Origin of the sequence: Halogeometricum borinquense DSM 11551, assembly GCF_000172995.2 — an archaeon.
Taxonomy (GTDB): Archaea; Halobacteriota; Halobacteria; order Halobacteriales; family Haloferacaceae; genus Halogeometricum; species Halogeometricum borinquense.
In genome coordinates this window covers 778,201-790,662 of sequence record NC_014729.1, presented here as the reverse complement: position 1 = coordinate 790,662, position 12,462 = coordinate 778,201, and the positions used below count along the sequence as shown (strand labels likewise).

13 protein-coding genes are annotated in these 12,462 nt (G+C 60.8%); 8 read left to right on the top strand and 5 right to left on the bottom strand.

The annotated features are described in order from the left end of the window. Positions 1 to 148: 148 nt before the first annotated feature. Positions 149 to 1,414 carry a translation elongation factor EF-1 subunit alpha gene (tuf, locus tag HBOR_RS04080; protein WP_006053667.1) on the bottom strand — a complete coding sequence of 422 codons (1,266 nt, stop codon included), beginning with the start codon at positions 1,412 to 1,414 and terminating at the stop codon, positions 149 to 151. A 333-nt stretch (positions 1,415 to 1,747) separates the two neighbouring features. On the opposite strand from tuf, the gene HBOR_RS04075 reads away from it, so the two are divergent. Further along, the gene (locus HBOR_RS04075) at positions 1,748 to 2,149 is read left to right on the top strand and encodes a hypothetical protein (protein ID WP_006053666.1); all 402 of its coding nucleotides are present in this window, start codon (positions 1,748 to 1,750) and stop codon (positions 2,147 to 2,149) included. An 8-nt stretch (positions 2,150 to 2,157) separates the two neighbouring features. On the opposite strand, the gene hflX is transcribed toward HBOR_RS04075, so the two are convergent. Both hflX and HBOR_RS04065 read right to left on the bottom strand, forming a co-directional pair. Continuing rightward, entirely contained in the window at positions 2,158 to 3,525 is a 1,368-nt protein-coding gene (gene hflX / locus HBOR_RS04070; protein WP_006053665.1) for a GTPase HflX, read from the bottom strand. A 250-nt stretch (positions 3,526 to 3,775) separates the two neighbouring features. Continuing rightward, complete coding sequence (locus HBOR_RS04065; protein ID WP_006053664.1) at positions 3,776 to 4,771, bottom strand: DMT family transporter; 996 nt, start codon at positions 4,769 to 4,771, stop codon at positions 3,776 to 3,778. A gap of 228 nt (positions 4,772 to 4,999) precedes the next feature. Between HBOR_RS04065 and HBOR_RS04060 the strand changes: the two genes are divergently transcribed. Together HBOR_RS04060 and HBOR_RS04055 are read left to right on the top strand one after the other, a co-directional pair. Further along, positions 5,000 to 5,791, top strand: a complete 792-nt coding sequence (locus HBOR_RS04060; protein ID WP_006053663.1) for a helix-turn-helix transcriptional regulator — start codon at positions 5,000 to 5,002, stop codon at positions 5,789 to 5,791. A 183-nt stretch (positions 5,792 to 5,974) separates the two neighbouring features. Beyond that, entirely contained in the window at positions 5,975 to 7,180 is a 1,206-nt protein-coding gene (locus HBOR_RS04055; RefSeq protein WP_241432290.1) for a sensor histidine kinase, read from the top strand. A 7-nt stretch (positions 7,181 to 7,187) separates the two neighbouring features. Here HBOR_RS04055 and HBOR_RS04050 read toward each other — a convergent pair whose 3' ends face one another. Then, positions 7,188 to 7,388, bottom strand: coding sequence for a hypothetical protein (locus HBOR_RS04050; RefSeq protein WP_013440501.1), 201 nt, complete (start codon positions 7,386 to 7,388; stop codon positions 7,188 to 7,190). Positions 7,389 to 7,487: 99 nt separating this feature from the next. Here HBOR_RS04050 and HBOR_RS04045 point away from each other — a divergent pair, with 99 nt between their 5' ends. Next, positions 7,488 to 7,703, top strand: a complete 216-nt coding sequence (locus HBOR_RS04045; protein ID WP_006053660.1) for a hypothetical protein — start codon at positions 7,488 to 7,490, stop codon at positions 7,701 to 7,703. 106 nt (positions 7,704 to 7,809) lie between these two features. Here the strand turns inward: HBOR_RS04045 and HBOR_RS19895 are convergent, their stop codons facing one another. After that, on the bottom strand, positions 7,810 to 7,977 hold the full coding sequence (locus HBOR_RS19895; protein ID WP_161609398.1) for a hypothetical protein: 168 nt from the start codon (positions 7,975 to 7,977) through the stop codon (positions 7,810 to 7,812). 238 nt (positions 7,978 to 8,215) lie between these two features. On the opposite strand from HBOR_RS19895, the gene gcvT reads away from it, so the two are divergent. From gcvT to gcvPB, 4 genes are read left to right on the top strand one after another with little or no spacing between them, the layout of a single operon-like run. Further along, positions 8,216 to 9,322: a glycine cleavage system aminomethyltransferase GcvT gene (gene gcvT, locus HBOR_RS04040; RefSeq protein WP_006053659.1), complete on the top strand. Its 1,107-nt coding sequence runs from the start codon at positions 8,216 to 8,218 to the stop codon at positions 9,320 to 9,322. Continuing rightward, complete coding sequence (gene gcvH, locus HBOR_RS04035) at positions 9,323 to 9,703, top strand: glycine cleavage system protein GcvH (protein ID WP_006053658.1); 381 nt, start codon at positions 9,323 to 9,325, stop codon at positions 9,701 to 9,703. Continuing rightward, positions 9,700 to 11,022, top strand: a complete 1,323-nt coding sequence (gene gcvPA, locus HBOR_RS04030) for an aminomethyl-transferring glycine dehydrogenase subunit GcvPA (protein WP_006053657.1) — start codon at positions 9,700 to 9,702, stop codon at positions 11,020 to 11,022. The genes gcvH and gcvPA overlap by 4 nt, the downstream gene beginning before the upstream one ends. Continuing rightward, entirely contained in the window at positions 11,022 to 12,437 is a 1,416-nt protein-coding gene (gcvPB, locus tag HBOR_RS04025; RefSeq protein ID WP_006053656.1) for an aminomethyl-transferring glycine dehydrogenase subunit GcvPB, read from the top strand. The genes gcvPA and gcvPB overlap by 1 nt, the downstream gene beginning before the upstream one ends. The last annotated feature ends 25 nt before the right edge of the window (positions 12,438 to 12,462 follow it).

Genomic DNA, 12,462 nt, shown 5'->3' with positions numbered 1-12,462 from the left:
ATACCTCCAAGCCGTCAACGCGGTAGGAGTAACGGCTTCGTGGCAGAGCCAGCGCTGTCGGTCGCAAACCTTAGACTCTCAACCTTCAAGATTTACCTCCCCGGCCAACACCGGGTGGGAGGCCCACGCCGTTAGGCGCGGGGGGATGTCACCTTTTGTTGACTTCCAGCACTTTGCCCGCCGCGATGGTTTGACCCATGTCGCGGATGGCGAACGACCCGAGTTCCGGAATCTCCGAAGAGGGTTCCAGCACCAGCGGTTTCTGCGGTCGCAGCGTCACGACTGCCGCGTCACCCGCTTTGATGAAGTCCGGTTCCTCCTCTGCGACTTCACCGGAGGAGGGGTCGATTTTCTTGTCTATCGACTCGAACGTACAGGCCACTTGTGCCGTGTGCGCATGGATGACCGGCGTGTATCCGGCGGTGATAACCGACGGGTGTTGCATCACGACAATCTGCGCTTGGAACGTCTCGGCGACGGACGGGGGTTCGTCTGCCGGACCACAGACGTCACCACGGCGGATGTCGTCCTTACCGATGCCGCGGACGTTGAATCCGACGTTGTCGCCGGGTTCCGCCTTGGGAACTTCCTCGTGGTGCATCTCGATGGTTTTCACCTCGCCGGACACGTCCGACGGCTGGAACGAGACGTTGTCACCGGTGTTGAGGATGCCCGTTTCAACGCGGCCGACGGGAACAGTCCCGATACCGGAGATTGTGTACACGTCCTGAATCGGGAGGCGAAGCGGTGCATCGGTCGGCGGCGACGGTTCGGGGAGGCTGTTTAGTGATTCGAGGATTGTCGGCCCGTCGAACCAGTCCATGTTCTCGGAGGATTCGGCGACGTTGTCGCCTTCGAACGCCGAGATGGGAATGAAGCTTGCGTCAGCGGTGTTAAACTGCACCTGCTTCAGCAGTTCCTGCACCTCCGCTTTGACCTGCTTGTAGGTGTCTTCGCTGTAATCGACGATGTCCATCTTGTTGACGGCGATGATGAGTTCCTCGATGCCCAGCGTACGGGCGAGGAACACGTGTTCGCGCGTCTGCGGCGCGACACCGTCGTCGGCGGCGACGACGAGAACGGCGTGATCCGCCTGCGACGCGCCGGTAATCATGTTCTTCACGAAGTCGCGGTGGCCGGGTGTGTCCACGATAGTGAAGTAATACTTGTCCGTGTCGAACCGTTGGTGGGCGATGTCGATGGTCACGCCTCGCTCGCGCTCCTCCGCGAGGTTGTCCATGACATAGGCGAACTCGAAGCCCGACTTGCCCTTCTCTTCGGCCTCCTCGCGGTGTTGTTCAATAATGTGTTCCGGAATGCTCCCCGTCTCGAACAGGAGACGGCCGACGAGCGTGGATTTTCCGTGGTCTACGTGACCGATAATCGCCAAGTTCTGGTGTGGTTTTTCGCTCATGGTTGAGAGGCGCTCTCTCTGTCTCGCCCGTGCGATATGCACGTGACAAGCCAACGCCTAGCATACCTAGATGCACACCAGAGACAAAAACGGTTTCCCGGCGAAGCCTCCGAGAAATGCAGAAATTCAGTAAATTAGACGGAACGCATCGCGCGGTCCATCTCCGCGAACGTTGCGGTCCGGCGGTTCTGGTGGTCGGCGACCCGGACTGTATTCGTTTGAGAATTTGCTACAATCATAGTAAGTTATTGTGTCTGCAAGTATATAAATACACCTCCCAATCTGGATCAACCGTCGAAGCAACTATAACGGTTGCCAGATAATGTCAATCGCATGAACCGCTCTGTAGTCCTCAGTGTAACAGTCGTCTCCGCCCTCCTCGGAACCGTCGTGGGATTCGCGTTCGGATGGGTTGCGATGCAGCCAATGGGGCTGATTGCGGGTGGGATCGTCGGCTACTCGGTCTCGCGTACGTCGGACGCCATCTTCGATAGCCTGCTATCGGGGTTCCTCGGCGGCATTCTGGCGCTCGTCCTCGTCAATGCCCTGAACTACACCACACAGATCACTCAGGCAGGTGATGCAGCCGCCGCCGGACAACAGGCCATATTCCTGACGATTTACGGCCTTCTGTTCGTTCCCGGCGCGTACGCTGTCGGCGCGCTACTCACCGCACCGACGGTCGTCTATCTGAAACCGCGCGTTCGGCGAGCCTTTGGCCAGCAAACGGCCTGAAGCGGGAGTTATCCGGGATCCGACTCACCAACTGACTCGACTTTTCCGCGCATCCGCTCCAGTATTTCCGGTCGCCCTTGGAGCGTCAGCGTCACCGTCTCGGCCCCGTACTCGACGGATTCGACTCTTGCGTGGTCGTACGCCCACGAGACGACGCTCATCGCCTCGTCGCCCGTCGACATCGAAACCGTCTCCGTCGCCGTGGGGAGTCGGTCGCAGACGACTTCGACAAGCGTTTCGAGGTTTGTTTCCTCGACGACGCTCACGGGGACGACGCGGGGTGCGAGCGACTCAGCGGCGGCAACACGGCTCTCGCATTCGGCGTCGGTGAGGAGGTCGGTCTTGTTCAACGCGGTGACGACGTTCTGCGTCTCGACCCCCTGCGCGTCGAACACCGACAGCGAGACGCGAATCTTCTCCCGAAGCGTCTCCACGTCGTCGCTCGCATCAGCGACGAGGACGACGATATCGGCCGCGGCAGCCTCGGAAATCGTCGTGCTGAACGATTCGACCAGCCAGTGCGGGAGGTCGTCCACGAAGCCGACGGTGTCGGTGGCGAGCACGGGGCGTCCCTCCAATGTCGCTCGCCGCGTGGTCGTCTGGAGCGTCTTGAACAAGCGGTCTTCGACGGCCGCGACAGAGTTCGCTTCGTCGGGATGCCGCTCCGTCGAGTCGAGAGACAGGTCGTCCGCGAGTCGGTGCAACAGCGTCGATTTCCCGGCATTCGTGTATCCGGCGACCGTCACCAAATCGAACCCCTGTTCGCGCCGCCGGGACCGATACTGCGCCGCTGGATTCGGCAAGTCCGCGAGTTTCGACTCCAACTCCGCGATTCGGTCGCGGACACCCTTCACGCGCGTCCCCTTCTCCAAGGCGATGTTCATCGCCTGCGGGTCGGACTCCGTTTCGATACGCGGGAGTGCGTACTTCAACTGGGCGAGTTCGACCTGCAACTGCGCCCGTCGCGTCCCCGCTTGCGCTGCGAAGATGGAGAGCACAAGGCGGTAGCGATCGAATATCTCCGTTTCGTCGGGGAGACAGTCGCGGAGGTTCGTCGTCTGGCTAGGAGTCAATCCGCCGTCGATGACGAGAACCGATGCGTCAGTCGCCTCGATTCGATCCGAGAGACTATCGACTTTCCCCGACCCGAAGTGGGTTCCGGGGTCCTCGCGACGAACCTGTGTAACTTCGTCGATGACGCGGTATCCCGCGGCCGACGCGAGAGCGCGAATCTCTTCAGTCTCGACCGGTGTCTCGGAACTCCGCTTGGCGATGATTGCCGGTATCCCGTCGTCCGTCCTTGAGGGTTCTCGCTTCGTCGTCGTGGCGTCGTGTTCCGTCGTCTGTGCTGACTGCTGGTCTGTCTGTCGTGACATCGTATCTTTTCATGGTGGTGTCTACGGCATCGTACGAGGCCGAGCCTCCAGACTCAAGAGTCGAGACTGCAGTCTCGGCAGGGAACAGGAAAGAGGCCGCCGCATCGCTCACAACCAGCGATGCGAACGGGTCAGCACGAGAACAAGGTCATCATGGACGTAGTTGAAGTGCGCTCGGATCTGGTAAGAAACTGTTGGCAGTATGCCAATTGTTCGCAGTATCGTTTCCGGCGTCTCTGCCGCCGCTCGGTTAGTCCTGTTCGCTCCAGCGGGGCGTATCGCCCACGACGCCCGTCACCGAGTCGGATCCGGAACCGGCCCGCTGAGCGATACCGCGCCGAATCCGCGACAGTTCCGCCGTGATCGTTTCACGGCCGAGGAGAACGAACCCGAGACAGATGACGCCGAACCCGACCACCGTCAGCGCCGAAATCGTCTCACCGAGGAGCAACCAGCCGCCAAGTGTGGCGACTATCGGGACGGCGTAGAAGACGAGGTTGCCGCGAATCGCACCCACGTCGTCCAGCAGTCCGAAGTAGGCGATAAACGCGAGTGCGCCCGAGAACACGCCGACGTAACCCAGCGCGGCGAGTGCTGCCGGGGTCCACGTGACGGCTGAGGCCTGCTCACCAGCCGCGAAACTCGAGACGTGGCACAACACGGCGGCGACGGGAAGCGCCCACGCGGTGCGTACCGTACTGTCCAGCGTCGAATCGGCCCGCCGGATGAGAACGCTTCCGAGTGCGCCACTCACTGCGGCAGCGAGGACGAGCGCCTTACCGACGACGGCACCGCCCAACAGGTCTGCGGGGTTGAGGTTCACGACCAGTGCGACGCCGACGAGTCCGAGGAGCATCCCACCGGCGCCGGACCGTGAGAGGCGTTCGTCCGACAGCAAGAACGCCGCGAGAATCGGCGTCATGATGGGGTTGAGACTGTAAATGATGGAACTCACGCCGCTCGTGACGTACTGCTGGCCGACGAAGATGAGCGCGTTCGTCGCACCGATGGCGAACACGCCCGCAGCGAGAATCCCGGCGATATCGGCGCGCGTGCGGGGAAGCCACCGCTCCCGCGGGAAGCGGTACAGCACGACCGAGAGCAGGAGTGCGGCCCCGATATCGAAGCGGTACGCGACGAACAGCAACGGCGGGAAGAACTCCAATCCGGCTTTCGCGGCGACGAACGTCCCGCCGAAAAAGGCGCTCGCGGCGAGGAAAAAGACAAGCGAGCGGTACCGAGACATGGCTATCGAACCTCCCGAAGGGATACTGCTAACCGCTTCGGACGCCACGAATCGTCTCGGTTTACTCGCTCTGAAATCACGTATCTCTTTGTAGTCCGGATACTGGCTTATATTTGTCCAGAAATAGATTCTAGAACTGAAAGAGCCACACACAGTGGTTCGATTTCATACTCCGACATATTTTCACGGTGTGAAAACAGCTATACGGGACTAGACGAAACGCCGACTATGGACGTGGCACTCGAAGAGATCGAGTTCCTTGCGCTCTCGGCGAACCGCGTCGAAGTACTCGACGCACTACGCAAGGCGTCGTTGACGCGGCACGAACTCGAAGCGGAGACGGACGCCTCGCAACCGACGCTGGGCCGCATTCTGCGCGATTTCACCGACCGCGGGTGGATCGAACACGACGGAAACCGGTACGCTGCGACAGCGACTGGTCGCCTCGTCGCCGCGGCGTTTACCGACCTCTTGGAGACGATGGAGACAGAACTGAAACTACGCGACGTCGTCGAGTGGTTGCCGACAGAGGAGATGGACTTCGACCTCAGACGACTCGCGGATGCGACCATCACGGTCCCGACGCGGACGAAACCGGGAGCGCCGGTCCAACGGGTTCTGGAACTCCTCAGAGAATCAACGCACGTCCAGATATTCTCACACGCGTTCAACGAACAGAGCCTCGATGTCGTTCGAGAACAGACGGTGGCGGGATCACAGACGTTCGAGGGCGTTTTCTCGCCGGACGCGCTCGACGCTATCGCGCACGATTCAACGCTTCGACAACGGCTCGAAGACCTGCTCGACGCCGACGCAGCCGAGATCCGACTCCACGACGAACCGATTCCGCTCGCTGTGACCATCACTGACGACGTAGTGCATCTGCTGTTGCGCGACGAGGACGGATTACTCAGAGCGGCGCTGGACACCGACGACGATGCCGTCCTCTCATGGGCGCGTGACATGCACGAACAGTACTGGCAAGCGGCGTCTCCGCTGGACGCGAGCGACCTCCACTGACGGAGATCGACCGACTCCGTCGCCACGTTCGGTCCCGGAAGCTCGTTCGCAACAAGTGTTTTATACTGTCTTTCAGAGAATCCGTTACGTAACGGATTCGCACAGCGGGCGTGCCCGAGAGGTTGGATGGGGACCGAAACGGGCCGACAACGCACGTGCGTTCGGTGTTACGGTAAGCTACACATGGAAGGGAACCAACATGAGAGTGAGGAGACACACCGAGGGCCACGGGTACTTGTGGGACTCGGTGTCTTGTTCGTTCTCGTCATCGTCGGTGAGTGGACGGCGTTCGAGATACTCCGTCCGGACAAGGACTATACGCGAGACTACGTGCTGACGTTGCTTTTCAACGGCATCCCCGCACTTGGTATCTCCTACACCGGCTATTGGCTCAGGAGAAGCGATATCGAAGCCGACCAGTACCGGCGCGTCGTTGCGTGGTGTCTCGGTGGAATGGCGGCCTTTCTGTCGCTCAATCTGGTGATTATCGCGCTCTGGCCGGCGGACCATTTCATCGAGAACCTTGGCTGGGCGCGAGGATCAGCGGTTTACGCCGCCTGCGGCGGCCTCATCATGGGCGTTATCGAAGCGAGAGCCATCAAGCGTGCGCGCGTCGCAGAACGCGAGATTGCCCGGACCAAACGCGTGGAAGCCAAGCGTCAATGGCTCGGGTACATGAACAGTCTGCTCCGTCACGAGGTGTTGAACACCGCTAACGTCATCGAAGGCTATTCGGAGTTACTGCTGGAGGAAGACACAAACGATCTGTCCGCGGACCGTCTCGAAGTCATTCGCCAACAGAGTCGCAATCTATCCGAGGTCATCAACGACGTTCAAGTACTCATCGAAGCGACCGAAGAGGGGCACGAACTCGAACCAGTGAGTCTGTCGGACGTACTGAACGAGAGTGTAGTCGAACTACGTGCGATGGACGAGACCGTGGATGTCGAGGCGGCAATCCCCGAAGACGTATTCGTGAGAGCCGACAGACTTCTCCCCCGCGTGTTCTGTAACCTGCTACAGAATGCGGTCAAACACAACGACAGTGCGGTTCCGCGTGTCTCTATTACCCTTGCGACGGACGCCGACACCGCCGTCGTCACGATCACAGACAACGGACGGGGCATCCCCGAAGAAAAACGCGAGACACTATTCGAAGGCGATACGCGAACGAGCAACCACGGTCTCGGACTCTACCTCGTGCGGACTCTCACCGAACGATACGGAGGGGCGATCGAACTCCGCGAGACCGGTCCGGAGGGAAGTGTGTTTACTGTCGAACTTCCACGCGTTCAGCGCCCCTCAGCGGGACGCTCTCAAGAAAAAGAGGCGACTGGTCCAGCCACCCGTACGGTCGAGATTGTTCAAGAGATGTACGAACGCAGCTAAAACGCCGTCAGGAGCGAACCCGGAGTCCGGCGTAGTACGCCAGTCCCATCACGACGCCCGTGATACTGACTTCGAGGAGACTCTCGACGACCCCGTTGCCGACGGCGAGGAGGTACGCGAGAAACAACACAGAAGAGCCGACTGCAACGAGTAGCGCGGCGGACTCGACCGACATCTCGCTCCCGAATCCTGTCTCAACTGTCTGCATGGCCATCGGTTATACTACTGAAAATATGTGTTTTGTGTAGGACAAATATGGCCGACACGGGTGAGAATACTTTTAGCGTAAGGCGGCCGATACTCATATATGTCTGACATCTTTCGGGTATATGGTTCCATATTCGTCCTCTTGCTCGGAGCCGTTTTAGGCAGCCTCACGGTTGCATTGTTCATCTCGCCGACGTGGGTCATCGATACGTTGGGACTGGCCGGGTTCGGGGTTTACATCGTCGTCATCTTGGCTCTCCCCGTCTTTTCGTTCAAATACGATCTCGTCGGTAACGCGAAGGAAGCGTTCCGGTGAACGCGATAGTCGCGTCTGCAACTGAGTGCTCATCCGACCGTACGACGCCATACGGTAAGTGAGTGAAGCCTTGCAGACGCGACGATAGGGCCGATATCTGGCGTTCTTAAAAGATAGCAACGAACGAACGAGCGAGACTGTACGCGATTCCAGAGAACACCAACACTAGCAGCAGGAGCGCGATCCATTGCCGTCCCTTGGTGGGAAGTGACGGTACGTCGGACGGAAAGTACGGGGCTAGCGGATTCGCCCGTTCTGGGTCGCTGTTGTCCATACGAGAACTGATGTTCTATTGATCTATAAACGCACCTCCAAGTCGGGTAACTATCGCTCCGGTGCCTCAATTGTCAGCGAATTCGGTGCGGCTCCGAGCGCAGTTCGACTCGAAGCGTGGCCCGTCCATAGGTACATTTGATATCGCAGCATACAATATACCTCCTGCAACAGGTCTGTTCACCGGACGCACGGACCGACATACCAAAGCATTACTTACCCCGAACCAACTCACAGCTATGGCCCTTCGCAAACCGCCGTTGCGCGAGGCTCACGCCGCTCGTGATGCGAAATTCACGGAGTTCGGAGGGTGGGATATGCCGGTCGAGTTCGACTCGATTCGGACAGAGCATACAGCCGTCCGCGAATCGGTCGGCATCTTCGATGTCTCCCACATGGGAGAAATCGAGGTGTCCGGGCCTGACGCGACGAGGCTGATGCAACGACTCACCACGAACGACGTGACGCTTCTCGACCCCGGTGACTCGCAGTATGCGATGATAACTGACGCCGAGGGAACGATTCTCGACGATACCGTCGTCTACCGACTCCCAGACGAGGAGACGGATCGGTACCTCTTCATCCCGAATGCGGGTCACGACGAGGAGATGCACGACCGGTGGACGAGCCACCGCGACGAGTGGGAGTTAGACGCCCGCATAGCGAACACCACCGAGGAGTGGGCGATGTTCGCCGTGCAAGGCCCCGATGCGAAAGATGCCGTAGTCGCGGCCGCAGACGGTGACGTTGGGTCGCTCTCGAAGTTCGAGGCGACGTACGAGGATGTCGTCGGCGTCCGGTCGTGGGTCGCCCGCACCGGATACACCGGGGAGGACGGCTTCGAGATCCTTTGCCCGGTTGAGGAAGCTGAGACGGTCTGGAACGCGTTTGTCGAGGACCACGAGAGTCAGCCGTGTGGTCTCGGCGCGCGGGATACACTCCGGATGGAGATGGGCTTTCTCCTCTCCGGCGAGGACTTCGACCCCGAGTCGGAACCGCGAAATCCCTACGAGGCGGGCGTCGGTTTCACCGTCAAACTCGATACTGAGTTCGTCGGCCGCGACGCGCTCGAAGGGATCGACGAGGAGGGTGTCGAAGAGAAGTTCGTCGGCCTGAAACTGCTCGACCGCGGCGTCCCGCGCCACGGATACGATATCGTAGATGCAGACAACCACGTCGTCGGACACGTCACCAGCGGAACGATGAGTCCGACGTTGGGTGAACCCATCGCACTCGGCTACGTTCCCGTCGAACACGCCGACCCCGGAACGACCCTCAGCGTGGTCGTCCGCGGACAGGAGAAACGCGCGAAAGTCGTCAGCACACCGTTCTTAGAGGACAAATAAATGTTCGAAGTACCCGAAAACAGCAACTACCTGGAATCGCACGAGTACGCAACCACCGACGGCGACGTCGCCACCATCGGTATCACCGACTTCGCACAGGACGAGCTGGGCGATGTCGTCTTCGTCGAACTTCCCGACGAGGGCGACGAACTGACGCAAGGCGAGGAGTTCGGCGTCGTCGAATCCATCAAAGCCGTCTCCGACCTCTACGCCCCTGTCTCGGGCACCGTCGTCGATGTCAACGAGGACCTGTTCGACCGGCCCGAACTCGTCAACGAGGACCCGTACGGTGACGGGTGGATGCTCAAAGTCGAAGTATCCGACGAAGGAGCGTTCGACGAACTGCTCTCGCCGGAGGAGTACCGCGACCAGACCGAATGACACGCGGAAGCCCCTACGCACCCCACACGGACGAAGAGACCGCCGCGATGCTGGACGCCGTCGGCGTCGAAGACGAAGAGTCTCTGTTCGACATCCCGGAAGACGTTCGGTTCGACGGCGAGTTCGGCATCGAAGCACGTTCGGAACGCGACATCCGGAGCGAACTGGCGACCACGTTCAAGAAAAACCAAGACCTCACCGAGTTCCTCGGACGCGGCCACCACAGCCACTACATCCCGTCGCTGGTTGACGACATCACGCGCCGGTCTGAGTTTCTGACCTCGTACACGCAGTACCAACCCGAGATCACGCAGGGGTTCCTGCAAGCGCTGTTCGAGTACCAGTCGATACTGGTCGAACTCACCGGCCTACCGGTGGCAAACTGCTCGATGTACGACGCCGCGACGGCACTCGCCGAGGCGGCGCGACTCGCCGGGCGCGTTCGCCGCGTCTCCGGAACTCAAATCCTCGTCCCCGAGATTCTGCACGAGGGCAAACGGAGCGTCCTCGACAACTACGTCGCTGGAACGGACCTCACCGTCGAGACGTATCCGATGGACGACGGTAACGTCGATCTCGACGCAGTGGCCGAACTCGCGGACGAGGATACCGCGATGGTGTACGCCGAGAATCCGACGGTTCGCGGCACTATCGAAGAACATCTCTCGGATATCGGCGACGTTGCCGACGACGCGGGCGCGCTGTTCTGCCTCGGTACGGACACCGTTGCGCTCGCCCTGTTGGAAGAACCGGCGAGCGTCGGTGCCGACATCGTCGTCGGCGAAGCGGACGCGCTCGGAATGCCGACAGCCTACGGAATGGGTCTCGGCCTGTTCGCAACGCGTGAATCGTTCTTACGGCAGGTTCCGGGTCGTCTCGTCGGCGCGAGCGAAGATGCCGGTGGGAAGCGCGCCTACACGCTGACGTTGCAGACGCGTGAACAGCACATCCGCAAGGAACGAGCGACGTCGAATATCTGTACGAATCAGGCGTGGGTCGCGCTTCGGGCGGCAATGCACGCCGCCTACCTCGGTCCCGACGGACTCACCGACTTGGCAAAGCAGTGTGTCACCGACGCAGCATCGCTCGCGTCGGATCTGACGGAGCTACGCGGGATCAAGGCACCCGTCCACGACAGACACCACTTCCGCGAGTTCGTCGCCCACACCGACCAGCCAGCACAGGCTATCGCCTCGGACCTCGAAGCCGAGGGATTCGCCGTCCACGTCGTCGGAGAACACGAACTGCAAGTGTGTATCACCGACCTGAACGCGCCGAAAGCCGATGAGTTGGTCGCGGCGTTCGAGGAGGTACTCTAATGAACTACGACCAAGCCCGATACGCACGCGAGGACCAGTACGAACCGCTCCTCGCGGAGAAGAACTCGACGCGCGTCGAGATCGATGACTCGCCGCTTCCCGACGACTTGACGCGTGATTCGGTGGAACTGCCCGACCTGTCGGAACCTGAACTTGCCCGCCACTACACGCGCCTCTCGCAGATGAACTGGAGCGTCGAGAGTGGGCCGTACCCCCTCGGGTCCTGTACGATGAAGTACAATCCTTCGTTCACCGAGGACGTTGCGGCCGATCCGAACGCGGCAGTCCACCCCGACCGCTCCGTCGAGAGTTCGCAGGGGACGCTCGAACTCCTGTACGATCTGCAGGACTACCTCGGTCGGATCGGCGGAATGGACGCCGTGACGCTCCAACCGCCCGCCGGTGCCGCAGGTGAGTTCGCGGGCATCCTCGTGGCGAAGGCGTACCACGAGTCGCAGGGCAACGACCGCAGCGAAGTCGTCATCCCCGCCTCCGCGCACGGAACGAACTTCGCTTCGGCCGCGATGGCCGGATACGACGTTGTCGAACTCCCGTCCGGCGAGGACGGCCGCGTGGACATGGACGCGTTGGATGCGGCCCTCTCCGAGGACACCGCCGCGTTGATGCTCACGAATCCGAACACCGTGGGCCTGTTCGAGCGGGATATCGTCGAAATCGCGGAAATGGTCCACGACGTAGGCGGTCTTCTCTACTACGACGGCGCGAACCTCAACGCCCTGCTCGGTCGGGGACGCCCCGGCGACATGGGCTTCGACATTATGCACTACAACGTCCACAAGACGTTCGCCACGCCACACGGCGGCGGCGGCCCCGGTGCCGGCCCGGTCGGTGTCGTCGAGGAGTTGGCACCGTTCCTTCCGAGTCCGCGCGTCCGCGAGTCGGGCGGTAACTACGAACTGTTCGACCCCGAGGAGACGATTGGCAAGGTCCACGGGTACATGGGCAACTGGCTCGTTCTCGTGAAGGCCTACGCCTACATCGCGCGACTCGGTGACGCTGGTCTCGCAGATGCCTCCGCGAAGGCCGTGCTGAACGCGAACTATCTCGCAGAGCAACTGGACTACGAGGTGCCGTACAGTCCGTTCCACCACGAATTCGCCGCGACGGCGGGCGACAAAGACGCCGCCGACGTCGCAAAGCGGATGCTCGACTACGGCGTTCACCCGCCGACGACGAAGTGGCCCGAGTTCGTGCCTGAGGCGATGCTCACCGAACCGACCGAAATCGAGAATCGGGACTCGCTTGACGACTTAGCGCACGCGTTCAACGCCGCCATGGCCGACTCCGACGAGGAGTTGGAGAACGCGCCGTCGCGGACGACCGCCCGGCGCATCGATCAGGTGAGTGCCGCGCGCGAACCGCGACTATCGTGGCACGCACTGGACGAAGAGTAACCTGACCTGCGTTTTTTTCGGGCGC

Excerpts from the sequence above, each read along its gene's own strand:
- tuf (WP_006053667.1), bottom strand. The coding sequence starts at position 1,414 with ATGAGCGAAAAACCACACCAGAACTTGGCGATTATCGGTCACGTAGAC.
- HBOR_RS04075 (WP_006053666.1), top strand. The coding sequence starts at position 1,748 with ATGAACCGCTCTGTAGTCCTCAGTGTAACAGTCGTCTCCGCCCTCCTC.
- hflX (WP_006053665.1), bottom strand. The coding sequence starts at position 3,525 with ATGTCACGACAGACAGACCAGCAGTCAGCACAGACGACGGAACACGAC.
- HBOR_RS04065 (WP_006053664.1), bottom strand. The coding sequence starts at position 4,771 with ATGTCTCGGTACCGCTCGCTTGTCTTTTTCCTCGCCGCGAGCGCCTTT.
- HBOR_RS04060 (WP_006053663.1), top strand. The coding sequence starts at position 5,000 with ATGGACGTGGCACTCGAAGAGATCGAGTTCCTTGCGCTCTCGGCGAAC.
- HBOR_RS04055 (WP_241432290.1), top strand. The coding sequence starts at position 5,975 with ATGGAAGGGAACCAACATGAGAGTGAGGAGACACACCGAGGGCCACGG.
- HBOR_RS04050 (WP_013440501.1), bottom strand. The coding sequence starts at position 7,388 with ATGCAGACAGTTGAGACAGGATTCGGGAGCGAGATGTCGGTCGAGTCC.
- HBOR_RS04045 (WP_006053660.1), top strand. The coding sequence starts at position 7,488 with ATGTCTGACATCTTTCGGGTATATGGTTCCATATTCGTCCTCTTGCTC.
- HBOR_RS19895 (WP_161609398.1), bottom strand. The coding sequence starts at position 7,977 with ATGGACAACAGCGACCCAGAACGGGCGAATCCGCTAGCCCCGTACTTT.
- gcvT (WP_006053659.1), top strand. The coding sequence starts at position 8,216 with ATGGCCCTTCGCAAACCGCCGTTGCGCGAGGCTCACGCCGCTCGTGAT.
- gcvH (WP_006053658.1), top strand. The coding sequence starts at position 9,323 with ATGTTCGAAGTACCCGAAAACAGCAACTACCTGGAATCGCACGAGTAC.
- gcvPA (WP_006053657.1), top strand. The coding sequence starts at position 9,700 with ATGACACGCGGAAGCCCCTACGCACCCCACACGGACGAAGAGACCGCC.
- gcvPB (WP_006053656.1), top strand. The coding sequence starts at position 11,022 with ATGAACTACGACCAAGCCCGATACGCACGCGAGGACCAGTACGAACCG.